Below are 26,003 nucleotides of genomic sequence, written 5' to 3'. Positions count from 1 at the left end.
CAAAAATATCTGTGATCTGAGTTGTAAGCCGGAGTAAAAGCCAATCCCCGCGCCTTATTGCGGGCATTCGCTTTGCTATGCTTGACTAATAATTTCAGGCGATACCTTTTCGGCAGGTGATATGAATCCAGAAAAACAGCCCTCCCCTGCGCTTTCCGCTACGCAACGCCGTTGCCACGTGTTGCTGATGCTGTACGCGCCGCTGACGGCGGTTCAGCTGGAGATCATCAGCGAAATTAACGGCGTCGGGCTAGACATGACGTGGGAAGATCTGGCGGAAGTGACCTGCGAAATTCAGCGGATCCACCAGCTTGATGTGCTGCAGTACAGCGAAAAAGAATGCCGCATTCAGGGCGATACGCTCGCTCAAAGGCTGTGTTTATTTCAGGGCTTGCGCCGTACATTGCGCATTTCACCGGACTTCGTTTCCCGCCATTTTATTCCCTGGCTGCATATCGCCTTCGAAGGCCAGGCCTGCCCGAAGGCTGCTCTGCGCACCGACATTCTTGGCATGATGCTGGAAGACTGCGGCGCGTTATTACCCAAACCCCTGAGCGGACACGACCGCCAGCTGATGCTCATCTGCCTGCAATACTGTCTGTGGCAAAACAATGGCCCGACCGGCTTACGCTTCACCGAACAACAGCGTCGCTGGCTGCGCGAAAAGCCCGAATATCCTGCCGCCCGCGAACTGTTTATTCAGTTACAGGAACTCAGCAACGGCCGGCTGGATGAGTGCGAATGTGAGTTTTTCACCCTGATGTTACGCATGCTGAAAATCCACAGTTATCAGAGTTCCGGTTCGACGGAAGATCAGCGGCTGTTATTAGATATTGAAAATATGGTGGCGCGTTTTCAGGATATCGCCGGGATGAAATTCAGCAGTTACGAAGGGCTGGTCGGCCAGCTTTTCGCCCATCTGGGCCCGGCGATCGAACGCTGTCATTTTGGCATCGGCATCGACAATCTGATGCAGGAAGAAGTGAACCGCATGTATCCGCGTCTGGTGCGAACCACCCGCGAGGCGTTGCAGGGTTTCGAACACGAATATCTGATTACGCTTTCTGAGGATGAAATCGGGCTGGTGGCGATCACTTTCGGCGCGTGGCTGATGCAGGGTAATGCCTTGCAGGAAAAACAAATTTTGCTGCTGACGCACGACAATCCGCAGCTGGAAGAAGCGGTCGAGCAGCAAATTCGCGAAGCGACGCTGCTGCCGCTGAACATTAAATATCAGACGCTGGCGGATTTCTATAAATTTGGTGCGCCGAGTGGCGTAGCGCTGATTGTCACCCCTTACGCCACCCGCAGCACCGACGCCGACCCGCTGGTGATCCACACGCAACTACCGCTGGCCAAAGAGCAGCGTAAACGTATCCGCTCGCTGCTCGAAGCCCCCTAACGGGCTGACGTCACCGGCGCTGACGGCGTAACCACCGGACGCAGGAAAATCGCCGGCACCGCCAGCAGCGCCATCACCCAGAACAATCCGGCATGCAGATGTTCGAACAGGAAACCGGATACCATGGTCATCACGGCCACGCCGCCCCCCATCGCCAGTGCGGAATACACCGATTGCAGGCGGATCACCTGATCACGTGGTCGTGCGGCGATAAATCGCATGCCCGCCAGATGGCAAACCGTAAACGTGCCGCAGTGCAGAATCTGCATCACAATCAGCCACGGCAACGCGGTAAACGCGCCCATCATTCCCCAGCGCACCACGCCACACAAGGCCGAAAGCAGCAGCAGATCCCGCGCTGACCAGCGGCTGAACAGCTGTTTGCTAAAGGTAAAGACCAGCACTTCCGCCACGACGCCCAGCGACCACAAATAGCCGATGGTCGTGGAAGAATAGCCCACGTCCTGCCAGTAAATTGCACTGAAACCGTAATACGCCGCATGGGCGCCCTGCAACAGCGTCACACATAACAGGAAACGCCAGACTGGTTTTTCGCCAAGCAACGCTTTCCACGAAATACCCGGCGCACCGCTGGTACGCGGCTCTCCCACCGGCTTCACGCTCGGGCGCAGCAACATACCGAGCAACATCGCGGCCACGCCTGCGGTCAGTGTGTACAAAATCGCCTTATGACCGTAGACCTCAACCAGCTTGCCGGTCACCGCCGATCCAATCACGAAGGCAATGGAGCCCCAGACACGCACCTTGCCGTAATCCATATTGATCTGGCGTTGCAACGTGCCTGCCAGCGCATCGGTCAGCGGCACCAGCGGACCGAAAAACAGACTGAAACCGGCAATGTTGATCATCAGCCACGCCCAGCCGTTGCCAAACCAGAACCCGACGGCAAACGCCAGCGTAAGCAGCGCCAGAATACGCAAACCGGTGATGAGGTAAGACGGGTCTTTGATGGACGGAGAAATGATTAACGTGCCAAGAAAACGGGCGACCAGACCAGCACCCAGCAACAAGCCGATGCTTTCGGAGGAGATCCCCTCACCTTTAAGCCACAGGCCCCAGAAAGGAAGAAAAATACCGTAACTGAAAAAATAGGTGAAATAACTGAGTGCAAGCCAGCGCGTGGAACGCAATTCCATAAATCCTCCGGTGTGAGGCCAATACTTTGACAAAGCTCACAATCGCTAGCAATCCGCAGACGCTTTCATACTCCCGTAATGTCTGCCAGCTCACAAATTCTGATACATGCCCATAAAAAAACCCGCCGTAGCGGGTTTTAGCAGCTTAACGGCTTCGCAAATATTACGCGTAAACCGGGAAGCGTGCACAGATGTCGAGAACTTTCTGTTTAACGCGTTCGATCGTTGCTTCGTCGTTCACGTTGTCCAGCACGTCACAGATCCAGCCAGCCAGTTCGCGCACTTCAGCTTCTTTGAAACCACGACGGGTCACAGCCGGGGTACCGATACGCACACCAGAGGTCACAAACGGGCTCTTCGGATCGTTAGGTACGCTGTTTTTGTTCACAGTGATGTTAGCGCGACCCAGAGCGGCATCGGCTTCTTTACCGGTCAGATTCTTATCGACCAGATCCATCAGGAACAGGTGGTTGTGCGTACCGCCGGAAACCACTTTGTAGCCGCGTTCCAGAACTACAGCCACCATTGCCTGTGCGTTTTTAGCCACCTGCTGTTGGTAAGCTTTGAACTCAGGTTCCATCGCTTCTTTCAGTGCTACCGCTTTACCGGCAATCACGTGCATCAGCGGGCCGCCCTGACCACCCGGGAAGACAGCAGAGTTCAGTTTTTTGTAGAACTCTTCGTCGCCGCCTTTCGCCAGAATCAGACCGCCGCGTGGGCCAGCCAGCGTTTTGTGCGTGGTGGTGGTCACGATGTGTGCGTGTGGAACCGGGTTCGGGTAAACGCCCGCAGCAATCAGACCGGCAACGTGTGCCATGTCAACGAAGAAGTAAGCGCCAACGCTGTCGGCGATTTCACGCATTTTTGCCCAGTCAACGATACCGGAGAATGCAGAGAAGCCGCCGATGATCATTTTTGGTTTGTGCAGTTCGGCCTGACGTTTCACGTCTTCGTAATCGATGTCGCCGCTTTCGTCGATACCATAAGGCACCACGTTATACAGTTTACCGGAAAGGTTAACCGGTGAACCGTGCGTCAGGTGACCGCCATGGCCAAGGTTCATCCCCAGAATGGTGTCGCCCGGTTGCAGCAGTGCGGTATACACCGCGAAGTTTGCCTGTGAGCCGGAGTGCGGCTGAACGTTGGCGAAATCTGCACCGAACAATTCTTTTGCACGGTCGATAGCCAGTTGTTCAACGATGTCGACGTACTCACAGCCACCGTAATAACGTTTGCCCGGGTAGCCTTCTGCATATTTGTTGGTCAGTTGCGAACCCTGAGCCTGCATGACACGCGGGCTGGTATAGTTTTCTGACGCAATCAGCTCGATATGTTCTTCCTGACGAACAACTTCTTTTTCCATTGCTGCCCACAGCTCAGCATCATAATCGGCAATGTTCATTTCACGCTTTAACATCCGCATCTCCTGACTCAACAAACTAAAAATAAACGCCCCTTCCGGGTTCTGCGCCACAGTGTAAATGTTTAAGCGGCCTTCGGATAGGGTCAGTTTGAGGTTTTTAGGCAAACGATTGGCTCCAGATACAGCAAGGCTTTGATCTGCGAACATCTGTCCATAATCAAGGGATAAATATTCACCTGAACATGTACAAATTTCAGCTTTGTGACTCAGCCCCTGTCGGGAAAAGCCCTTACCCCTTTAGGGGGTGTTTACAGAAATAGTGGGTTTATATAAGATGCATTTAAAATACATGTTTAAATAAAATCATCACAGACAAGGTGTTCACCATGCTTGATTCAGCCACTATCGCCACCGTTAAATCCACTATTCCTTTGCTCGCTGCGACCGGTCCGAAACTGACCGCACACTTTTATGACCGTATGTTTGCGCATAATCCCGAACTGAAAGACATCTTCAATATGAGCAACCAGCGCAACGGCGATCAGCGTCAGGCGCTGTTTGATGCCATCTGCGCTTATGCCGCCAATATTGAAAATCTGGCGGCGCTGCTGCCTGCAGTGGAACGCATCGCGCAAAAACACACCAGCTTCACCATCCAGCCTGAACAATACAATATTGTCGGCGCTCACCTGCTGGCAACGCTGGATGAAATGTTCAGTCCGGGTCAGGAAGTGCTGGATGCATGGGGCAAAGCCTATGGCGTGCTGGCGAATGTGTTTATTAACCGTGAAACCGAGATTTATCAGGACAGCGCAGAAAAAACGGGTGGCTGGCGCGGCACGCGTGAATTCCGCATCGCCGAAAAACAACCGCAGAGTGAGCTGATTACCTCTTTCCTGCTGGAACCTGTCGACGGTAAACCGGTGGCCGACTTCCAGCCAGGGCAATATCTGGCGGTATATATCCGCGATGCCTCACTGGAAAATCAGGAAATCCGCCAGTATTCCCTGACCCAGGCACCGAACGGCAAAACCTACCGCATCGCGGTAAAACGCGAAGGGCAAGGTGCCGTATCCAACTTCCTGCATAATTTTGCGCAGCCGGGCGACATCATTCATCTTGCTGCCCCGCACGGTGATTTCTTTATGGATATCAGCGATACCACGCCGGTGGCGCTGATTTCTGCAGGTGTTGGTCAGACGCCGATGTTGGGTATGCTCAATACGCTGGCAGAACGCGGACATCATGCGCCGGTACAATGGCTGCACGCGGCTGAAAACGGTGCCGTGCACGCATTTGCCGGTGAAGTGACAAGCGCGCAGAAAAACCTGCCGCAACTGGAAAGCCATGTCTGGTATAACCGGCCACAGGCGAATGATTTACCCGGTGAAGATTTTCAGTATGAAGGGCTGATGGATCTGAGCAAAGTCAGCGCACAGCTGAGCGATCCGGCGATGCATTTCTACCTGTGCGGTCCGGTCGGCTTTATGCAGTTTGCAGCGAAACAACTGCTGGCGATGAACATCAGCGAAGCCAACATTCATTACGAATGTTTCGGTCCGCACAAAGTCCTTTAATCCCTGCACGAAAAGAAAAGGCTGACACAGAATGTCAGCCTTTTTTATTGCTGTTCAGTACAGATTAATGACGACGTCGGCGACGTACAAAGAACAGCGCAATCAGCAGGATAACCACAAGTCCCGCAATGCCCATGCCCCAGTGCGCCAGTTCAAGCAACGGCGAAGGTTTGCCACCTGCACGCAATTCTTTCACGCGGTCAGATGTCACTTTCGCCTGATCGTTACCAAACTGCCGCAACAACTGATTGCTCAGCGTAGCGACCTGCGTATCCGACAGTAAATGCTCAAACGCTGGCATCGCGACATCTTTGCTTTCCGGCCCGCGCTGCACGCCATGCAGAATCGCCATCACCAGGTTGTCGCTGTTCAGGTGCCCGAGCGCTGTATTATTGATCAGCGACGGCAGGCCACCGTCCTTGCTGCCACGGCCGTCGGGCTGATGGCAACTGGCACAATAGCCATCATAAACCTGCCAGCCACTCATTTTATCGGCATCAGCCGGACGCGGAACACCACGCAAAGTATCGGCATAATTTGCCGGTGATCCGAACTGGTCTGCGGCTCTCGCCTGCCCTTGCTGACTGACCGGCGTGGTCTGTTTCAGCCAGACGGCAATTGCCTGCAAATCGCTGTCACTCAGATGGCTGAGGCTATGGTCGATCGCTTCCGCCATCGGCCCTGCCGCCTGCGCTTTACCCGGCGCGTGACCGGTTTTCAGGTAACCGGCGATCTCACCGGTGCTCCAGTTGCCAATCCCGCTGACCGCATCCGGCGTAATGTTCGGCGCGAACCAGGTGCCCAGACTGCTGCCACCCAGCGCTTTATCGCCCTCCTCCGCCATCAGCGCATTACGCGGCGTATGGCAGGTGCTGCAGTGCGCCAGTGCCTCGCCGAGATACGCGCCACGGTTGACCTGATCGCTTTTCGACGGATCGGCTTTAAACGCGCCTTTTTCGAGGAACAGTAAATTCCAGCCTGCCATCGACAAACGCACGTTGAACGGGAACGGCAGCGCCGTCGGCGTTGACGGCACATCCACCGGCTCTACGCCCTGCATAAAGTAGGCGTACAGCGCTTTCATGTCGTCATCGCTGATTTTGGCATACGAGGTGTACGGCATCGCCGGATACAGATTCGCACCATCACCGCGCACGCCATCACGCACCGCGTGTTCAAATTGCTCCAGCGTGTAATTGCCGATACCGTCTTTTTTAGACGGCGTAATGTTGCTCGAGTAAATAGTGCCCAGTGGCGTTGCCAGTCCGAGGCCACCGGCGAACGGTTTGCCGCCTTCGGTGGAGTGACAGGCCACGCAGTCCCCGGCGACCGCGACATATTCGCCTTTCCTGATCAGCGCATCCTGTTCCGGCGATAACGCGGCATAAGCTGTGCCCGCCGTCAGGCTCAGGCCAAAGGCCAGCAACGCGCCCGTCAGACGTTTTTGAGTTAAACGATTCAGAGTCATGTCAGTCAGCCTATAGCGCAGTTTTGGCAAGATGATCAGCAGTGCGTAACGCCAGTGCGACAGCGGTCAGCGTCGAATTGACCGTGGCCGAGGTCGGCATGACACCGGTACTGGTGATGAACAGATTTTCATGGTCATGAGTACGTCCGAACGCATCCACCACGGAATCTTTCGGGTCATGCCCCATGCTCATCGTGCCGGTAATATGCTGGTTGTTGCCATAAACGCCCGGCTTGCTGAAGCGCAAATTGGTGCCGCCCATCAGTCTGGCGATCTCGGTATATTCCTTCACTGCGCGCGCCATACCGCGATGCACATAATCGTCCATGTGGTAAATCGCTGCCGGTTTCGGGATACCCAGTTTGTCTTTTTTGTCGCTGAGAATGATGCGGTTATCGTAATTCGGCAACTGCTCCATCACGTTTTTCAGGCTGGTCTGGTGCGAGGCACGGCGACGAATTTCGTTATCCAGGCTGATGCCGTAAACGCCTTCCGCCAGCAGATCTTGCGTTACCGACTGCACCTGAGATGAGTTGGCGATATCGATACGGAACGAGGCGTAATCTTTACGGAAATCGCCGTCGCGCAGGCTGTTGATAGACGCCGGACTCATTGGCCCGCGCCCCGCCCACAACGGTTCTTCGGTTTCGAAGGTCAGTGAGTTACTCGGGTGATCCATCAGATGACGCCCGACGGTGCCGGAACTGTTTGCCAGCCCGTCAGGATATTTATCGCTGGCGGAGATCAGCAGCAGTTTCGGACTTTCGATGCCGTTCGCCGCCAGCACAAAGTTTTTCGCCGTAACTTTATGTTCGCCTTTATCCGGGTCGTAATAATGCGCGGCAACAATACGGCCTTTCTCATCATGCTCCAGACGGTAAACCACCGCGCTGGTGATCAGTTTTGCACCCGCCGCTTCAGCCGCCTGCGCGGCGATGCCGCCGTGATATTGCGCGTCAATCGGGCAAATCGGCATGCAGTTGTTGTTACCACAGCAGGCAGGACGGCCGTCATAGTTACGGCTGTTACGGGCGGTGGTGTTAACGATCACCTCATAACCGCCCGGTGCCAGACGCTCGCGGAAACGCTGTTGCAGCCAGGATTCAGCGACCGGTTCCATCGGGAAGGGCTGGCTGCGCGGTGAACCGTTATTCGGCGCACCGGACACGCCCATTTTCACTTCGGCTTCGTAATAAAACGGTTCCAGCTCTTCGTACGACAACGGCCAGTCACGCCCGACGCCGTACAGTGTTTTAATCTTCATATCATTAGGCAGAACACGCCATGCCTGCGCCGCCCAGTGCCAGGTCGTGCCGCCCATAATGCGGATGTATTCCGCCGGGAAAGGATACGGCCCCTGCTGTTGCAGATAATCATTATCTTCCGGTTTATATACCGGATGCGGTGACCAGTCCGAGTACGGATATGGCGACATAAAGTCTTTTTTGCGCGGCGAATTACGGAAGTTTTCAGTCAGCGTACCGCGATCAATACGCGGGCCGGATTCGAGAATAATGACGGAGATGCCCTGTTTTGCCAGACGCTGTGCGACCAGCGAGCCGCAGATCCCCGAGCCGATGACGACGACGTCAGCGGAAAGTTGTTCACTCATTGTTTAACCCTTTTTGAACGTTATTTTCAGACAGGCTGTTTTGCCCAGGTGCCGTAAGCGCCGTAGGCATAACTCGGCGGATTGAGGTGATCGCGAACCGCAACATTCATCAGCGCATTTTCATACGCCAGACAAACCGCCTGTTTGCCATCGCCGACCACACCGAGATACCACGCCTGAAGAATGCTGCGCGGCAATTTCGCCAGCGCGGGCTGCTGTGCATCGAGCGCTTTTTGCAGTTCAGCGGCATCAATGTGATTCGCCGTAATAAACGCCTGCAACGCCTGAACCTGCGCGGTGAAGTCCGGATACAGCGCTAACATCGTCTGGTAATAACGTTCAGAAAGGGCCAGGTCCAGCCGGTCGTGACCGGTCAGATACCGCGAGAGTTGGGTGAAATCCTGTTTTGCCTGTGACAAACCGGCAACCGGCGCGGCATAGACCGGGCTGAGCAGCAGCTTATTCATCAACGGAACGGAAAGCGCCGCCAGTGCGCCCCCTAAAAATACGCGCCGGGAAATGCGTATGGGTTTTTCTGGTTGTGACATTGCAAAGCCTTCTGAATGGGTGTGAAAACCACGATCAACGGAGATCAATCCACACCAGTTCCGGCCGCCTGATACTTTCACCCTGAATTGTTTTAGTGGGTGATTACAACGTATCTGACAGGTTATCTGAACTGGTATAACAACAAACGTGATTTTACTCTCACTTTTTCAATGAAGTCACAATAAAAACCCCACAAATTTCACACAAAACTAACAAATAGCATTTTTTGTGGTTATTGGCGGAGAGGAACTTTGGGGGCTGATGAACAGAATTAACCGCTAAGAACTGGATAAACAAAGAGTTGAGAAGTGATGTGGTTAAAAAAAGATTGGTATAACAAGACAGGAAGGAGGAAACGGGGAATAACAGAGGAAAAACTCAGGGCCGGTAACATCGTATTACCCGCCCTGATGAAACATTAAATCGCTTCTTCGTCCTGCTCGCCGGTACGGATACGCACCACACGCGCCACATCAAACACGAAGATTTTACCGTCGCCGATTTTACCGGTCTGCGCGGTGGTCATAATAGTTTCCACGCAGGTATCCACGATGTCATCCGCCACGACAATTTCGATTTTCACTTTTGGCAGGAAATCGACCATGTATTCCGCACCACGGTACAGTTCTGTGTGACCTTTCTGACGGCCAAAGCCTTTCACTTCGGTCACGGTCATCCCGGTAATCCCGACTTCAGCCAGTGCTTCACGGACATCGTCGAGTTTGAATGGCTTGATAATCGCATCAATCTTTTTCATGGCGGACCCTTATAATCATTCGTTTGCTCTCCGCCTTCCTGAGCGGCAGCATGGTTCACAATCTGGTTTCGGATGCCGGAGGCATGCGAAGGCGCTAAAGGTATCATAGTTCAGCGGCAGGAATGTACCTCAAGCCTCTGAAAGTAAATTCCCGTTACTCTTTAAAATCCGTCGCTTCTAATTCATGACGGGACAGCAACTTGTAAAACTCGGTGCGGTTACGCCCGGCAATACGTGCTGCCTGCGTCACGTTGCCTTTGCTGATTTGCAGCAACTTGCGCAGATAATTCAGCTCGAACTGATTACGTGCATCGGCAAACGTCGGCAGCGCGGTATTTTCACCTTCCAGCGCCTGTTGCACCAGCGCTTCGCTGATCACCGGTGCAGACGTCAGCGCCACACATTGCTCGATGACGTTCACTAACTGGCGCACATTGCCCGGCCAGCTGGCAGCCATCAGCCGTTTCAGCGCATCCGTCGAAAAACTGCGCACAAAAGGTTTATGTCGCTGCGCCGCAACACGCAGCAGATGATTGGCCAGCAGCGGAATGTCTTCTGATCTTTCACTCAACGTCGGCAGCTTCAGGCTGACGACATTGAGGCGATAAAACAGGTCTTCGCGAAACTCACCCTTCTCCATCGCTTTTGGCAAATCACGGTGCGTCGCAGAAATAATGCGCACATCCACATCGACATCCTGATTGCTGCCCAGCGGGCGCACCTTGCGTTCCTGCAACACGCGCAGCAATTTCACCTGCAGCGACAAGGGCATATCGCCGATTTCATCAAGGAATAACGTGCCGCCGGTCGCTGCCTGGAAAAGACCTTCACGGCTGCTCACCGCGCCAGTAAACGCCCCTTTGGCATGGCCGAATAATTCGGATTCCAGCAACTGTTCCGGCAATGCGCCACAGTTAATGGCAATAAAGGCTTTCTTGCCGCGCGGGCTGGCACCGTGAATGGCCTGCGCCAGCACTTCTTTACCGGTGCCGCTTTGGCCGTTAATCAGCACGCTGACATCAGACTGTGCGACCATATTGGCCTGTTCAAGCAGACGCAACATAATCGGGCTGCGGGTGACAATCGATTCGCGCCAGCTTTCATCGACTGACGGGCTGGACTGCGCCAGCGCTTCATCGATAGCTTTATACAGCGCATCGCGGTCAACCGGCTTGGTGAGAAATCCAAATACGCCCTGCTGGGTGGCGGCGACCGCATCGGGAATAGAACCGTGTGCCGTCAGAATGATCACCGGCATGCCGGGCTGGAATTTCTGGATTTCGGCGAAAAGCGCCATGCCGTCCATTTCATCCATGCGCAAATCGCTCAGCACCAGATCAATACGTTCGCGATGCAGCAAACGCAACGCTTCAGCGCCGCTTTCCGCCGTGGTGACGCGAAAACCTTCGCTGGTCAGGCGCATGCCCAACAGTTTTAACAGGCTGGGATCGTCATCAACCAGCAATAAGCTGGCAGCTTTACGTATCGTCATTTGGCGTTCTGATCCTTAGCGGGCGGCGCATAGGTTTCGGCAGGTTTGACCGGCTTACCGGATGTCGCTTTCGCAGGTACGCTGGCGTCGTTATCCGGCAAATCTCCCTGAATTTGTTTACGCGAGGAAAGCTGACGCTCAATGTCGGTCAGGTTTTCCAGTTTACGCCGCGTATCCGCAAGATTGTTTTCCAGCACCTGCTGTCCGGCGATCATCGTCTGAAGTTTTTCTTCATTCATCACCTGCTGACGGGCGTTGCGGGCTTTTTCATCCCCCAGCACCACCTGCAAATTCTGACGTTCACGCCATAACTGCACCAGCGGGCGAATCGAACCCGGCATCTGGCCACGGTACTCGCTCACTTTCGCCAGCAATGCGCGACGCTGTTGCTGATCGGGATCCGCGCCGGCAAGCAGGATGCTTTGTTTAAACACCTGTTCCCAACTTGTGGCCGGGATCTGCTGCGCCTGGTAACGCGCCTGCGCATCACTCATCCGGTCAGCGCAGTCCATCGCCCGTAACCAGTACAGCGAATTGGTCAGCGCGTCGCTGTCATCCAGCGCCCAGAGGGTTTCACAGGGCGCAATGCGAAAGTCGATCACTTTGCTGTCAGGCACGACCTGATCGGAAACTTGCTGATAATAGGGATTACTGGCGGAATGCGGCGCGCAGCCTGCAAGCACCAGCGGTATGCTCAATAAGATTACCCGGCAGCGTAACAGCACATGCAGCCAGCCTGAAAATTTCATCATTATTCATTCTTCTCAGCCGTCAGGGGCAATTCGATACGAAAACAGACGTCCGCATCCTCAACGGCAACCAGTTGCAGCTCTCCATGCATGCGGCGAATACAGTCCTGAGCAATACTCAACCCCAGACCGCTGCCTTTTACAGCCCCTTTCCTCTGCTGGCTACCCTGGTAAAAAGGTTCAAAAATCATCGTGCGCTCGGCCTGCGGGATCGGTATTCCGGTGTTCGCCACCTCGATTATCACCCGTCCGTTTTCCTGCCGGCTACGGACCCAAATAGTACCGGATTCAGCCCCGTAGTGCACCGCATTGGAATAGAGATTATCCAGCACCCGCCTCAGTAAGGTCGGTTCCGCCAGACACCGGGGTGCACCGATCATCACTTCACTGCGGATTTTCTTGGCGCGGGCGGGCAGGCTGTTAGCCGTTACGACGTCATCCACCAGCGCTTTAAGATCGACAAACACACTCAGCGTCGGCGCATCAGCCAGCTTGCGGTTGTAATCGAGCAGTTGTTCAATCAGCGTTTGCAGGTGACGGCTGCTGCTATTGAGGATAGCCACCACCTCTTTTTGATCCGGCGTCAGCGGCCCGGCCACTTCATCTGCCAGCAGTTCGGTGCCTTCACGCATACTGGCGAGCGGGGTTTTAAGTTCATGAGAAATATGGCGCAGGAATTCGTGGCGCTGTGATTCCAGCCAGGCAAGACGTTCACTCAGCCAGACGATGCGCTGCACCAGCGAGCGGATCTCCCGCGGCCCTTTAAAACGGGTCACATCGCCCAGATTACGCCCTTCGCCCAGCCGGTTGATCATTCGTTCAACACCTTTCACCGGCCCGATGATCATGCGGGTGAACAGCACCACCAGCGCGCCACTGAGCAGAAAAAGTACCAGCGCCTGCCAGCCAAAGAACTGACCACGTTCGGCAATCGCGCGCTGGAGTTGCTGTCCGCGCGAGAACACCACTTCCCGCGTCGCCTGAACCATTTCGGCATTGGTGCGCGAGAAATTTTCCAGCCGTGCAGAGGAATCTTTATCCGGCGAGTTATTCAGGCAGGCCGGTTGTGTCAGTTGAGTCAGTAAGGTGCGCAACGTCTGGTAATAGCGTAAATCCGGCAGCACAGACGCATGGGCATCCAGCAACTGGGCATATTGCTTGTGCTGATTCTGATAAAGGCGGGAAAGGGTCGGATCGTCAAGGACACAATACTGGCGGTAGCTGCGCTCCATCTCCAGCGCGATGCCGGACATCGATTCACTGCGACGCGCATCACTCAGCGTGGTGCGGTTGATACGCGCCGCCTGCCGGCTGAGCTGATCCAGGCTGTCATAGGCCTGATAGGCCAGCACCAGCAACGGCAGCATCACCAGCAGGAAAGCCATTAAGACCAGCTGACGTAACGAGCCGGGGAATAAACGTCCTCTTTTCAACGCATTCATCTCATTGACCACCGATAACGTCATGCTAGCGGACAACGGTTTGAACAGCCAGTGTCAGAGAGGATATGTAAAAGGATTGGGAAACAAAAAGGCAGACTTCAGAGGGGTTGGTGTTGCAGAACATCCTGACGGATGTTCTGCAAACCGGAAGAGGTGGTGCCTCACTCAACGTGTCGTTCGATGTTTGATAACGTGCTTGCGCAACGATTATCGGTCGGGTGAACGATAGGCACCGTTTCTTTGGCGTCATTCGGACATTATGAGCATATCAACGCTTTCGCGTGAGCCAATCATAATCAGGTGAATGAGCAACTGCCCGATTCTAGCAGGATGCGTGCCAACTTTAAAGTTTAATTATCAAGCAGATGAATTTAAAGGTTTTTTATTTTAAATGTGTTTTCAGGCATCTGCAAGACGCGCAATAACCCGTTTAAAAAACACCCGGAGTGTCGCCGAAACCCAACAGTATTCGATGAAGTAATTAAAACGATTAATTATCAATATCTTAAATGTCTCCAAATGACGACAGCACATAACGTGATTGTCGCCATTTTATGACACACGCTGTTTCGCAGGGGGATGACGGCGTTCCGTCGCAGAAAATATACGCAATGAAAAAATCTGCCGGTTTCACGGCCGCTTATACCTCCCGTTAAAGAGAAGCTGCAATATCATTATTCTTAAGAAGTGATTAAGTCATTAAAAAAAACTCATATGTTATATTCCCCACCATATTCCCCTAAAATTTACCCGCGAGATTATTATGTTTTCACATAAAAAATCAGGAATTCATTTTATTAAAAAGCAGGATATTAAATATTCATCTGGAGATAAGGAAAAAATACTCAACAGTTGGCGTTCCCTGCCGAAAAACTATTTGCTGGTTCATGCCTTTGAGGGTGAAGAAAGTCCTTTTTGCCAGCACCGCGCAGAGTCTATTTTAAGCAGTTGGGATATTATCAGCACCTCGTTGGTTGACTTAAAAGATATTAAACCCTTAACCAAAATTAAACGCTATACCGGGATGTATTGCACCACAGCCTTAATTCTGGATGTCCCGGTGCAAAATATTCTTGGGACGCATCCGACTGACGTCTGGTTTCCTAATCATATCGGGCGTGAAAATGACTATGCAGCGGGAAGAATTATCGATGCTTCAGCCCTGAGTCGGGCGATATTCCGGGGAGAAGGCAAAGAAGATTACCATTGTGAAGGTGGATATCAACGACTGCTGACACCTCAGTCGCTTCTGTCAGAAGATAAAAAAACACGCTCTATCGAATCACATAATGAGGTACTCATTATTGGTCGCCCGGGAGTTAAGTTATATGCAGGTCTGCCGGCAACACAAAGGATCCGGGTGCGCAAAATAGTCGTTGCCGAACCGACAGAGAGTAACAGCATGTATGACTATTATGCAGGCTCACCAGAAACAGTCGCCGCTAAAGTGGCGGAAATCAACGAATTAGAATACGAAATAGTTTGAAGGAATTTCGATAAGTACAGGATCCCGCCTGATGTAACACCATAACGATGAAAGCAGACTTAATAAAATATTGACTATTTCAGGATTGATATCATGCCATTTTTCAAAAAGAAAACCCCGACATTATCGCCGCATGCAATGTATTTAGCTGAGCGGGAAAAGCGGGGCGATAGAATAAAAGCGCGGAATCTGCAAAAAGCAGCCATACTGCAAAGCTGGGCCGTACTGCCTGAGCGCCATGTTTTGGTCCATACCTTTGAACTGCAAGAAAGCCCGTTCTGCCGTCAGGACGCAGCCTCCCTGTTTAATAGTTGGGATGTCTTCAGCACATCATTGGTTGATTTAAACGATATTAAAAAATTCACGACAGAGTCTTTTCGTTACACAGGGATGTATCACAACATCGCGCTGGTTCTTGACGTCCCCCGACAAAATATCCTCGGGACATTCCCGCGTGACGTGTGGTTTATGAACCATGCCGGACGGGAAGGATGTAACCCCCAAGGGCGGGTGCTCCAGCCCTATGGACTTGTGGAGTGCATTCAGAGCGGAAGAGGGGTAGGTGACTTCAGATGCGAGGGTGGCTATCAGCAACTTTTGACCCCCGCGGCTCTCATGACGCAAGATAAAGTGATCCGTAATCAATTTACCCACAATGAAATACTGATTATCGGCCGCCAGGGTCTGAATCTCTATGACGGGCTCCCCGCAACTCAAAGCATCCGGGTGACGAGAGTGTTAGGCGCCGATAAGAGGCAGTCTCCTGACTACAGTAAAGTCCCTGCTGGTCACATGAAGACCACGGAAGAGATTGGAAAACACGTTGCCCGGCTCAACAACGTGCCCTTTGAAATGCTCTGATCACACGCCCGGATCAATGCTCACTGAAACCGAGTGAATTTGGCGCCGGCACCGGTTGTTCGCAGTCTGCCGGATTATCCGCTTTGGCCGGATCACACATCACCGCCTGCGGCGGCAGGAAAATATGGTCGAGGATCGCCCGCGCGGTCGGCCCGGCCACCACACCATCACCGCCGCCATTTTCCATGATCAGCGCCATCACCACCGTCGGGTGTTTATAAGGCGCAAACGCAGTATAGAAAATATGGTCGCGCAAACGTACCGGCGTCATTTTGGCGTTATACACCTGATTTTCGCGCAGACTGAATACCTGTGATGTTCCGGATTTTGCCGCAATCTGATAAGGCGCGGTGTGGAAAAGTTTATAACCGGTACCATTCGGGAGATTAGCCATCCCGAACATCCCGTTTTTCACGATGCCCCAGATGGGCGATTTCGGGTCAGCGATTTGCTGCGTCGGCGGCATTTTATACGGCGTGATCACTTTGCCGCTTTTGGCGGAATATAACAGGTGAGGCGTTTCCAGTTTACCGTTGTTCACCAGTGCGCTCAGCGCCCGCACCATCTGGATCGGCGTCGCCACCCAGTAGCCCTGACCGATACCGACAGACACCGTGTCGCCCTGATACCAGCCCTTTTTATGTACCTTCAGTTTCCATTCACGACTCGGCAGCACACCGTTATATTGCTCATCCAGATCAATACCGGTCGATTGCCCGTAACCAAATTTACTCAGCCAGGTATGAATACGATCGATGCCCATTTCATAGGCCACCTGGTAGAAGAAAGTATCAGCGGACTCTTCGATAGCTTTGGTGACATTCAGCAGGCCGTGACCGGTTTTCAGCCAGTCGCGGTAATGCCGTTCTGTACCCGGCAGCGTCCAGGTCGGCGCACCAAAGAACGTGGTTTGTGGCGTGATCACCCCTTCAAACAGCGCCGATGTTGCCATAAACGGTTTCACCGTCGAGGCCGGCGGATACAGCCCCTGGGTCACACGGTTGATCAGCGGCAGATCCGGGTTCTTCAGTAACGCGCTGTATTGCTTACTGGAAATGCCGTTCACAAACGGGTTCGGATCATAACTCGGGCTGGAGACCATCGCTTTGATCCCGCCGTCACGCGGATCCATCACCACCACTGCCGCACGCTGCCCTTTCAGCACTTTTTCGATGTACTGCTGCAAATCCAGATCAAGCGTCAGATAGATATTTTGCCCGGCCTGCGGCGGAACCTCTTTCAGTAAACGCACCACATGACCGTGGTTATCGACCTCGACTTCCTGATATCCGGTGCGCCCATGCAAAATGTTTTCATAGTATTTTTCAACGCCCTGCTTACCGATATCGTGGTCAGCCGCGTAATTCTCAGCGATACCCTCCGCCTCGAGGCGTTTGGCATCTCTGTCGTTTATCTTCGAAACATAACCCACAACATGCGCCAGTTCCGCACCGTACGGATAACGGCGCTGCTGATAGGTGCTGATAGAGACGCCGGGGAAATCAAACTGATTGACGGAAAAACGCGCCACTTCAACATCCGTCAGCGCCAGCTTCAGAGGGATCTGCGCAAAGCGACGTCCGTGGATCATCGCATCGTGAAAACTGTCCAGATCGTCCTGTGTCAGATCGACAATGGGTTTCAGCGCATTCAGCGTGGCGTTGAGATCAGGCACTTTTCCCGGGATGACTTCAATCTGGTACAGGGTGATATTTTGCGCCAGCACGACACCGTTGCGATCCATGATCAACCCGCGACTGGGCGCGATCGGCAGCATTTTGATGTCATTCTGATTCGAGCGGGTCTGATAAAAATCATGCATGCCCACCTGCAGGTGATACAGGTTAAACACCAGCGCAGACGACAGGAGGATCACCACCATAAATGCGATCACGGCACGACGAACGAAAAGGACGGACTCGGCAGTATGGTCGCGGATTTCGTCGTTAAGTAAGGCCATAAGCGGGCAAATACCTTTTTTGTCTGCTTCTTGAAGCGGGCGAAAATGAAAAAAAGTGGGGACCGGAAAAGTGCGCAAGGATAGCCCGTCGTGCAACAGGCGACTATAAGAAGTGTGCTAATGAACTGGCAGGAGTGTTTCTATTTATTGCAGGGCGTTGCGGACAGACGTAACGCCCGGATTCAGAAAATGCTGTGGCCAGGATTTTTACTTCGCGGTATTCACTTTGCAATCTCCGTAAACATAACCTTCGGTTTGCGTGGCGACAACAAAACTGTCTTTTACGTGAATATACATCAGGTTATCTTGTGCACCGGCTTTCATGGGCTGATTGTCTTTGCCGATGATGTCCGTCAGTTCCGGGCTGGTGACCATTTTGCTACCATCCGGAGAAAAGCTGAACGTATTACCCGCATCATAGACCTGTGCGTTTTTATTGACGACTTCAGAAACATCGTTGCCATCATCAGACTGCGTGTGGTGCGTTAATACACATTGATACTGAGTGACAGCAGATGCTGAAAACGACGCCAGCACCAGGGTAACCGCCACAAAACTGCCTAACCTGACCATCAGATAAATCCATAAAGTGAGCAAGAGTTCCATGCTATCACTTGTCTGGCTGATAGAAAGAGTCCGGAAAAAAAATATTCACATGCTGAATGACTTAACGGGAATCCACCATCATTGATGATGCCGCCAGTCCCGGATGCGTGTTCACCCCTTTTTTATACTGCCGCTAAGAAAAATCCTGCCTATAATCCGCAGATTGCACTTAAGTGATTAACAAAGGATTGAGATGAAATCGTTCAAAGTACCCGGTATGGAAATGCAGTTACGTTTCCACGAGTTACCAGGGCTGGGTGTGCCGCTGGTCTTTTTACACGGTCTCGGCTGTGCAGCTTCCTGCGATTTTCCACGGGTGGCGACAGATGCTTCCCTGCGCCCGCGTCGCTCGCTGCTGCTGGATTTCGCCGGTTCAGGTTACAGCGATAAACCCGATGATTTCAGCTACAGCCTCCGGGCGCATACTGATTGTGTGATTGCCTGGCTGGAAAGCCTGGGTGTGCCACAGGTCAATTTAATCGGTCACAGCATGGGCGGCAGCATTGCCATTATGGTGGCAGCGCAACGCCCTGATCTGATCCAGCGCCTGATTGTCGCCGAGCCAAATCTGGATGCCGGCGGCGGCACCTTCAGCCGCGCGGTGACTCAGTATTCAGAAGAAGCATATCTGCGCGAGGGCCATACACATCTGATTGATGTCGCCGTACGCGGGAATAATCACATCTGGGCAGGATGTATGAGCATCGCCTCGCCGCTGGCCATCCACCGTCAGGCGGTCGGGCTGGTAAAGGGGGAAACGGTATCATGGCGCGAACAGCTTTATCAGCTTGAAATGCCTGCGACGGTGTTGTTTGGTGAGTTTTCACTGCCTGAACCGGATGTCGCCGTTTTGCCGCAACATGGTGTTCAGACCGCCATTGTGCCGCAAGCCGGTCACTCGATGATGTGGGAAAACCCGACCGGCGTCGCGGCCGCGATTAATGCCGCGCTGAATACCGGGGCCTTGTAGACCGGAACGCAGAAACAAAAACGAGCTCAAACGGCTCGTTTTTTTCACCTTATTAATAATTAATCGTTTAAAACTCCCCCGGTCAGAATCTTTCTGATGCAGCCAATGACACAACGAAACCTTTGTAACCCTGCCTGAAAAAACTAAATAACAGATTAGTGATCCAGATCAACTAAAACCCGCGCCCCGCAAGGCCTGCAGCGGTGTTTTAAGTCCAATTTTGAGCTGATTTTAGCCAGAAAATGGCGACTCATGCCGTCATGGATGCATTTCATTCCGCAACTCATGCATCTCACTCCACAAATCATCCGCATCCATTCCGCGGACTTATCATAGCCACAGTTAATTGAATCTACTTCGCTCGGGAGAACCCACTATGAGTGACAAATCTGGCATGCAGAACGACAACCGTACCCGCTGGCTGACACTGGCCGGTACCATTCTTACTCAGCTTGCACTGGGTTCCGTTTATACCTGGAGTCTCTTTAACGGTCAGTTGTCCGAAAAACTCGGCGAACCGATCAGCCGCGTTGCGCTGACGTTCGGTATCCTGAGTCTGTGTCTGGCTCTCGCCTCTTCCGTTGCGGGTAAACTTCAGGAACGGTTTGGTGTGCGTGCCGTCACCATCGCCGCCGGTTTACTGATGGCCGCCGGTTTCGCGCTGACCGCCCATTCCGATAACGTCATCATGCTGTACATCAGCGCCGGCGTGCTGGTCGGTCTGGCGGACGGTGCCGGTTACCTGCTGACCCTCACCAACTGCGTGAAATGGTTCCCTGAGCGTAAAGGCATGATTTCAGCCTGTTCAATCGGCGCTTACGGGCTGGGCAGTCTGTTATTCAAATTCGTCTGCGGTCATCTGCTGGCGACAGAAGGTTTGCAAAACACCTTCATGATCTGGGGTGGTGTGGCGATGGTGATGGTGATTGCCGGCGCACTGATGATGAAAGATGCGCCGAAACAGGAAACATCAGCCGTCACCCGTGAGGAAAACACCCTGAACGATAACAGCAACGACAGCCGTGATTTCACCCTGGCCGAAGCCATTCGTGCACCGCAATACTGGATGCTGGCGCTGATGTTCCTGACCGCCTGCATGAGTGGTTTGTATGTGATTGGTGTGGCGAAAGATATCGGTCAAAGCCTGGTTAAACTGGATGCGCTGACCGCCGCCAACGCCGTAACCGTGATTGCGATTGCTAACCTGAGCGGCCGCCTGGTGTTGGGTGTGTTGTCTGACAAAATGCAGCGTATCCGCGTTATCTCTATCGCGCAGATTGTGTCGCTGGCCGGTATGAGCATGATGCTGTTCACCCAGATGAACGAAATGATGTTCTTCCTCTCCGTGGCCTGCGTCGCTTTCAGCTTCGGTGGAACCATCACCGTTTACCCTTCACTGGTCAGCGACTTCTTCGGCCTGAACAACATGACCAAAAACTACGGCCTGCTGTATCTGGGCTTCGGTATCGGCAGCATCTTTGCCTCACTGGTGGCTTCCCTGTTCGGTGGCTTCGCAGTGACCTTCAGCATCATCACTGTATTATTGATTGTGTCATTGGTTCTTTCTGCCACAATTCGCTTACCGAATAAGTCAGAAGAAGCGCATAATACGCTCCAGCACGTGTAACACAGCAGCTGAGCACAGCATAAATGATGAACGGGAGCACAATTAGCTCCCGTTTCTTATGAAGAAAGCATATAAAATCGGCCGCTGAATCACGTACCCTTATGACAAAATGTGAACAGACCGGACACCTGCAAAATGAAACGCATTACCCTCGCTCTTTTTGGCCTGATGATCTCAATGACCACGTTCAACAGTTTCGCTCAGGCTTACCCTTCCAGCGCTCAGGAAGTGGCTTCTGAACTGAACCGTAAAGCCAGCGAAAGCAGCACCAGACCTTCCACAACTATCGATGCCAGCGCGCATAACAAACTGAACGCCCGCACCGATTATTTGAAATAAAACTCGCTTAAGTCACCACACGCCAGTCAGCCCGACGTCAGCGAACCAAAGTGGCGCGCTTGCCGTCAAACGCCCAGCCGCGGATCAGATACTGCATGGCGATCGCATCATCGCGATCTTTGTGCCGCAGGTTGTTGTAACGCTGATGGGCGATGCCGACGGCATCCATATCCAGTTCAACGCCCAGCCCCGGCAGTTCATTCAGCGCCAGTTTACCGTCTTTAATCTGCAACGGGTTTTTGGTCAGATGCTGTCCCTCCTGCCAGATCCAGTGTGTATCAAATGGCGTGATCTCGCCGGGCGCGGCCGCCCCGAGATGCGCCAGCATCGCCAGCGACACATCAAAGTGATTGTTCGAATGACAGCCAAGCGTCAGCCCCCACGCATTACATAATGTGCCGATGGTATTCGCCCCGCGCATCGACCAGTAATGGGGATCAGCCAGCGGGATATCGATCGCATTCAGTTGCAGCGCATGGCTCATCTGCCGCCAGTCGTTGGCAATCATATTGGTCGCGACCGGTAATCCGGTGGCGCGCTTAAATTCCGCCAGCGTTTCACGTCCGGAAAACCCCTGCTCCGCGCCACACGGATCTTCAACGTAAGACAAAATCCCGTGCATGTTTTTGCACAGAGAAATCGCCTGATCCAGCGACCAGGACGCATTCGGGTCCACAGTAATACGCGCCTGCGGGAAGCGTTTTTTCAGTGCCCTGACCGTTTCTATTTCGACTTCACCCGCCTGCACGCCGCCTTTAAGTTTGAAATCTTTAAAACCGTATTTATCCTGTGCCGCTTCCGCCAGTTGCACCACTTTTTCGTGGCTCATGGCCTCCTGATGACGCAGGTGATACCACAGATGCTGCCCCGCCAGCGCCTTTCCTGGCTGATAATCCAGATCGGTTTTCTGCCGGTCTGCAATATAAAACAGATAACCGAGCACCGGCACTTCATCGCGCTGTTTACCGGGGCCGAGCAGTTGCGCCACCGGCTGATTGAGAAACTGCCCCATCAGATCCAGCAGTGCGGTTTCCAGAACCGCGACGGCATTGTGATGACGTTCGAGATCCCACGGCCGGAAGCCCGGCAGCACCGGTTTCGGCTGACGGTTTTCCTCCAGATCCCGTTTGTGCAAATCGCTCACCAGCTGATTCATGATGCCAATTTTCTGCCCGACGATATGCGGGATGGCATCATTGAGGATCTTCAGCACCACGCCGGTGGCGGGCGCTTCGCCCACGCCGGTATGTCCGGCACTGTCTTTGAGCACCAGCAAAATACGGGTGAAATAACAGTTATGTGCACCGGCAATGTTCAGCAGCATGCTGTCGTAACCGGCGACCGGAATGACCTGCATTTCGACAATTTTAGGCGTATCAGACATGACGTTTTGGCTCCATTCCCTGCGGGGCGTGATATTCAGGTTGCGTTGGCGTGCGGTGAGTTTTGGTGAAGAACAGCGTGATAGCGGCGAAAACCGAAATTCCGCTGAGGATATACAAACCCGCAGTGGTGCTGCCGGTGGTTTGTTGCAGATAACCAAACACCGCCGGTGCGAAGAAACCGCCGAGATTGCCCAGTGAATTGATCAGCGCAATCCCCGGCGCCACGATGGATGACGGTAGCTGACTTTGCGGGATCGGCCAGAACAATACCGCGCTGGATTTCGTCCCGATACACACCACGCATAGCGCAAATAAACCAAACCACGGACTGCCGACCGTACACAGGCAGGTGCCGATCGCAGCCACAATCAACGCCAGCGCCAGAATGGTTTCGCGACTGCCGCGGAAACGGTCGCTGACGCGGCCAAGAATATTGATGGCGATAATGGCGCAAATCCACGGAACGGAATTCAGCATGCCGATCTGGAAGGGGGAAAGCCCCTGAATGCGGCCGATGATCTCCGGCTGCCAGAACACCAGCGTGTAACCGGTCATGCACATCACAAAGAACAGGAAACACAGGTACGCCATTTTGCCGTCAGTGATCAGCTTCCAGCGCGACTGCCCCTGCGTATGTAAATCACGCGAACTGGATTCCGTGCTCAGCGCATTACTCAGCGCAAGTTTCTCTTCAGCAGTCAGCCATTTTGCCTCTTCAGGTTTCGACACCAGGAAGAATGCCGCCACGATCCCTACCAGCACCGACAGCGCACCTTCGATAAACAGCACCCACTGCCAGCCCGGCAATCCCATAAAGTCATGCAATTCCAGCAGGCCACCGGTAACCGGGCCGGAGAGCAAGTACGCGGCTGCTGAACCGGTGAGGATCAACGCCGTGGCACGGCCGCGGTAAACATTCGGCACCCATTTGCGGAAATAGAACAGGATCCCCGGGAAGAAACCGGCTTCGGCGACACCGAGCAGAAACCGCAGCACGTAGAATTGCATCGGTGTGGTGACGAAGCCCATGGCAAAGACCACCGCACCCCAGGTGATCATGATGCGCGTCAGCCAGACACGCGCGCCGTACTTGTCCATCAGCATGTTGCTGGGAATTTCAAACAGCGCGTAACCGACGAAGAACAGCCCGGCACCGAAGCCGAACGCTGCCGTACTGATGCCTACGTCGGTTTCCAGGCTATGCTTGATGAATCCGACATTGGTGCGGTCGATTTGGTTAATGATCAACATCAGGATGAGCATCGGAATGGTGCGGGCAAAGAATTTGCGGTTTGCACTGCGTACCGCTTTGTTTTCATGACCGTTCATGGTGTTCCCTTAGCTTTGAAATTATGAACAACTGCAACACTAAGTAAGATGTGTACACCGGGATTTACCATTGTGCAGTCGCCCAAGCTTTGATCACCCGCAAGGACTCACTGGCCTTATTACCGCATATTATCAATGCATTAAACGATGTGCATAAGCACAATCATCTCCCCTGCTTCGTCATTGCTTTTGGGCAGATTAGCGAGATGCTTCACAGTTCAGAAAGGGATTTCTCAGACACATTGCTTAAAATAAAAGCACATATTTATCCATATGGATTATATGTTTGTTATAATTGCATCATGAAACAAATGATTGGGACAATTCGTCCCGCACAAGGAGTGTGAAATGAAGGCCACTGCTTTTTGGTTAATGATGGCAGGAGGCTCTGTCGGGATCGGTTATGTGATGGCCCTGATGATGGAACTTCTGTGAGTAAACAGCGTTAACGACGACGGATAAATAAGGACATTTCATGGCATTTTACAGCCCTAAACGCATCATTCTTTATACTGCCTCTGCGATTGCGCTGCTGGTGATCGTTGGTTTGGTCACGTATTTCACTGTCGGCCATTTAGGCGCATAACGCCTTTCCCTCTGCTTTCTCTTCCTGTGGCGATACTTGCCGTATCGTCGCATAATGCTGCCATTCATTAAGCTATGCGGAAGGATTCATCATGACATACAAAGGATTAATGATTGTTGCCGTGGTTATCGTGCTGGCAAGCATCGGTTCTGAGTCTCTGATACAGAAGGGCATTGCGCTGGCGGACAGCAAAATTGATCAGGTGATTACGCATTATGCGGACAAATAAGGCTTACATCTGCTGGATTAACCTTACCGGGCGATGACAAAACCATACACAAGGTTTGATATCTTAAATCCATCAAATGTTGTGTGATGTCCCTGTGTAATACCCCTGTAGAACCCTGTTATTTTGCCCGCCGCGTGCGGGCTTTTTTTTGCCTGTTTTTCGGCAAAGGCAGCAATTGAGGTTGGATTGGGATCGGGATTGAACACAAAGCTTATTCACGAATAATTCGAGTTGCAGGAAGGCGGCAACAGAACACGTCCCCGGGAGCATACATCAGTATGTGACTGGGGTGAGTGATGGCGGCCAACGCAGAACCAGCCCAAAGGATAAAGGGAATTTGCCGGTGCTTTCCCGGCCGTCATATTATGGCGCAAGCGTCCATCGAACACTCCGACATTGCGCGGCCTGAGCACGGCCATTTCATAACAGAAAAAACAACAGGTGAAATAATCCAACTGGCTTTTCTGTTATGGCTCCCGGAAATAAATTCAGAAGCTTATATATAATAAACCCCGGCGTTGGCCAGGGTTTATTTTTGTCATTGATAATGTCGATATTGAAACAATTATTCTGGCTGCTCCGGGTTTAACCCATCTTCGCTATTGCAGAGTGTTTGCCTTCAATATCAGGCGACATTACAGAACGACAACGTTACCCGCTGATGGGCCTTTCTGACCATTTTCGATGGTGAACTCAACGTTCTGACCTTCGTCCAGGGTTTTGAAATCATTGCTCTGGATTGCAGAGAAGTGAACGAACACGTCTTTGCTGCCGTCTGCAGGGGAGATGAAACCGAAACCTTTACCAGCGTCAAACCATTTTACTAAACCAGTCATTTTATTAGACATAGAAAATACCTTCTTCGTTTTTATTTTATGATGCCATAGGGCAATATAGGTCTGTTTTTATTTGAAATACTTATGGATGCATCAGAGAAGGAAATTCGTCGGAGAAAGGATTTGCTACATCACTTGAACCAGGAACTGCTTTACTAAAATGTCTTACATAAATAGGTCTTAACCACAAACCGTTGACGCTATTTACACACAGGCGGATT

General features: G+C 52.7%; 22 protein-coding genes. 8 read left to right on the top strand and 14 right to left on the bottom strand.

All coding sequences use genetic code 11. The features are described from left to right. Positions 1–121 precede the first annotated feature (121 nt). Positions 122–1,402, top strand: a complete 1,281-nt coding sequence (gene csiE, locus HGO41_RS00685) for a stationary phase inducible protein CsiE (RefSeq protein WP_250980681.1) — start codon at positions 122–124, stop codon at positions 1,400–1,402. Here csiE and HGO41_RS00680 read toward each other — a convergent pair. After that, positions 1,399–2,559 carry a 3-phenylpropionate MFS transporter gene (locus tag HGO41_RS00680; RefSeq protein WP_112151291.1) on the bottom strand — a complete coding sequence of 387 codons (1,161 nt, stop codon included), beginning with the start codon at positions 2,557–2,559 and terminating at the stop codon, positions 1,399–1,401. The two genes, csiE and HGO41_RS00680, sit on opposite strands and share 4 nt — an antisense overlap. 163 nt (positions 2,560–2,722) lie before the next feature. Further along, on the bottom strand, positions 2,723–3,976 hold the full coding sequence (gene glyA, locus HGO41_RS00675; protein WP_015689472.1) for a serine hydroxymethyltransferase: 1,254 nt from the start codon (positions 3,974–3,976) through the stop codon (positions 2,723–2,725). A 332-nt stretch (positions 3,977–4,308) separates the two neighbouring features. Here glyA and hmpA point away from each other — a divergent pair, with 332 nt between their 5' ends. Then, the gene (gene hmpA, locus HGO41_RS00670; RefSeq protein WP_153374834.1) at positions 4,309–5,499 is read left to right on the top strand and encodes an NO-inducible flavohemoprotein; all 1,191 of its coding nucleotides are present in this window, start codon (positions 4,309–4,311) and stop codon (positions 5,497–5,499) included. Positions 5,500–5,563: 64 nt separating this feature from the next. On the opposite strand, the gene HGO41_RS00665 is transcribed toward hmpA, so the two are convergent. From HGO41_RS00665 to HGO41_RS00635, 7 genes are all read right to left on the bottom strand, one after another. Continuing rightward, a complete protein-coding gene (locus HGO41_RS00665; protein ID WP_250980680.1) occupies positions 5,564–6,967 on the bottom strand; it encodes a c-type cytochrome in 1,404 nt (467 codons plus the stop codon). A gap of 10 nt (positions 6,968–6,977) precedes the next feature. Then, entirely contained in the window at positions 6,978–8,579 is a 1,602-nt protein-coding gene (locus HGO41_RS00660; protein WP_013574353.1) for a GMC family oxidoreductase, read from the bottom strand. Positions 8,580–8,605: 26 nt separating this feature from the next. Then, positions 8,606–9,127 carry a sorbitol dehydrogenase family protein gene (locus HGO41_RS00655; RefSeq protein ID WP_015689471.1) on the bottom strand — a complete coding sequence of 174 codons (522 nt, stop codon included), beginning with the start codon at positions 9,125–9,127 and terminating at the stop codon, positions 8,606–8,608. A 419-nt stretch (positions 9,128–9,546) separates the two neighbouring features. Continuing rightward, positions 9,547–9,885 (bottom strand): nitrogen regulatory protein P-II, encoded by a 339-nt coding sequence (gene glnB / locus HGO41_RS00650; RefSeq protein ID WP_013574351.1) that lies wholly within the window; start codon positions 9,883–9,885, stop codon positions 9,547–9,549. A 154-nt stretch (positions 9,886–10,039) separates the two neighbouring features. Then, the gene (gene glrR / locus HGO41_RS00645) at positions 10,040–11,377 is read right to left on the bottom strand and encodes a two-component system response regulator GlrR (RefSeq protein ID WP_250980679.1); all 1,338 of its coding nucleotides are present in this window, start codon (positions 11,375–11,377) and stop codon (positions 10,040–10,042) included. Beyond that, positions 11,374–12,129 (bottom strand): two-component system QseEF-associated lipoprotein QseG, encoded by a 756-nt coding sequence (gene qseG / locus HGO41_RS00640; RefSeq protein ID WP_013574349.1) that lies wholly within the window; start codon positions 12,127–12,129, stop codon positions 11,374–11,376. Before qseG ends, glrR begins: the two co-directional genes overlap by 4 nt. After that, positions 12,129–13,568 (bottom strand): sensor histidine kinase, encoded by a 1,440-nt coding sequence (locus HGO41_RS00635; protein WP_112151350.1) that lies wholly within the window; start codon positions 13,566–13,568, stop codon positions 12,129–12,131. The genes qseG and HGO41_RS00635 overlap by 1 nt, the downstream gene beginning before the upstream one ends. A 763-nt stretch (positions 13,569–14,331) precedes the next feature. On the opposite strand from HGO41_RS00635, the gene HGO41_RS00630 reads away from it, so the two are divergent. Beyond that, positions 14,332–15,054, top strand: coding sequence for a hypothetical protein (locus HGO41_RS00630; protein ID WP_013574347.1), 723 nt, complete (start codon positions 14,332–14,334; stop codon positions 15,052–15,054). A gap of 93 nt (positions 15,055–15,147) precedes the next feature. Then, a complete protein-coding gene (locus HGO41_RS00625) occupies positions 15,148–15,915 on the top strand; it encodes a hypothetical protein (RefSeq protein WP_013574346.1) in 768 nt (255 codons plus the stop codon). A 13-nt stretch (positions 15,916–15,928) separates the two neighbouring features. Here the strand turns inward: HGO41_RS00625 and mrdA2 are convergent, their stop codons facing one another. Together mrdA2 and HGO41_RS00615 are read right to left on the bottom strand one after the other, a co-directional pair. Then, entirely contained in the window at positions 15,929–17,875 is a 1,947-nt protein-coding gene (gene mrdA2, locus HGO41_RS00620; protein WP_013574345.1) for a peptidoglycan DD-transpeptidase MrdA2, read from the bottom strand. 207 nt (positions 17,876–18,082) lie between these two features. Further along, positions 18,083–18,481 carry a hypothetical protein gene (locus tag HGO41_RS00615; RefSeq protein WP_231576090.1) on the bottom strand — a complete coding sequence of 133 codons (399 nt, stop codon included), beginning with the start codon at positions 18,479–18,481 and terminating at the stop codon, positions 18,083–18,085. Positions 18,482–18,674: 193 nt separating this feature from the next. Here HGO41_RS00615 and HGO41_RS00610 point away from each other — a divergent pair, with 193 nt between their 5' ends. From HGO41_RS00610 to HGO41_RS00600, 3 genes are all read left to right on the top strand, one after another. After that, a complete protein-coding gene (locus tag HGO41_RS00610; RefSeq protein WP_013574343.1) occupies positions 18,675–19,451 on the top strand; it encodes an alpha/beta fold hydrolase in 777 nt (258 codons plus the stop codon). Positions 19,452–19,827: 376 nt separating this feature from the next. Beyond that, positions 19,828–21,078: an L-lactate MFS transporter gene (locus tag HGO41_RS00605; RefSeq protein WP_013574342.1), complete on the top strand. Its 1,251-nt coding sequence runs from the start codon at positions 19,828–19,830 to the stop codon at positions 21,076–21,078. Positions 21,079–21,213: 135 nt separating this feature from the next. After that, positions 21,214–21,417: a hypothetical protein gene (locus HGO41_RS00600; RefSeq protein WP_013574341.1), complete on the top strand. Its 204-nt coding sequence runs from the start codon at positions 21,214–21,216 to the stop codon at positions 21,415–21,417. Between the two features lie 37 nt (positions 21,418–21,454). Here HGO41_RS00600 and HGO41_RS00595 read toward each other — a convergent pair whose 3' ends face one another. Both HGO41_RS00595 and HGO41_RS00590 read right to left on the bottom strand, forming a co-directional pair. Further along, positions 21,455–22,801: an enolase C-terminal domain-like protein gene (locus HGO41_RS00595; protein ID WP_153374826.1), complete on the bottom strand. Its 1,347-nt coding sequence runs from the start codon at positions 22,799–22,801 to the stop codon at positions 21,455–21,457. Continuing rightward, positions 22,794–24,131, bottom strand: a complete 1,338-nt coding sequence (locus tag HGO41_RS00590; RefSeq protein WP_013574339.1) for an MFS transporter — start codon at positions 24,129–24,131, stop codon at positions 22,794–22,796. Before HGO41_RS00590 ends, HGO41_RS00595 begins: the two co-directional genes overlap by 8 nt. Before the next feature lie 677 nt (positions 24,132–24,808). Here HGO41_RS00590 and HGO41_RS00585 point away from each other — a divergent pair. Then, positions 24,809–24,946 carry a hypothetical protein gene (locus HGO41_RS00585; RefSeq protein WP_013574337.1) on the top strand — a complete coding sequence of 46 codons (138 nt, stop codon included), beginning with the start codon at positions 24,809–24,811 and terminating at the stop codon, positions 24,944–24,946. A 635-nt stretch (positions 24,947–25,581) separates the two neighbouring features. Here the strand turns inward: HGO41_RS00585 and cspE are convergent. Then, positions 25,582–25,794, bottom strand: coding sequence for a transcription antiterminator/RNA stability regulator CspE (gene cspE, locus HGO41_RS00580; protein ID WP_013574336.1), 213 nt, complete (start codon positions 25,792–25,794; stop codon positions 25,582–25,584). Between the last annotated feature and the right edge of the window lie 209 nt (positions 25,795–26,003).

Source organism: Rahnella sp. CG8 (assembly GCF_023701875.1).
GTDB lineage: Bacteria > Pseudomonadota > Gammaproteobacteria > Enterobacterales > Enterobacteriaceae > Rahnella > Rahnella aceris.
This window is presented reverse-complemented; position numbering and strand designations above follow the sequence as displayed.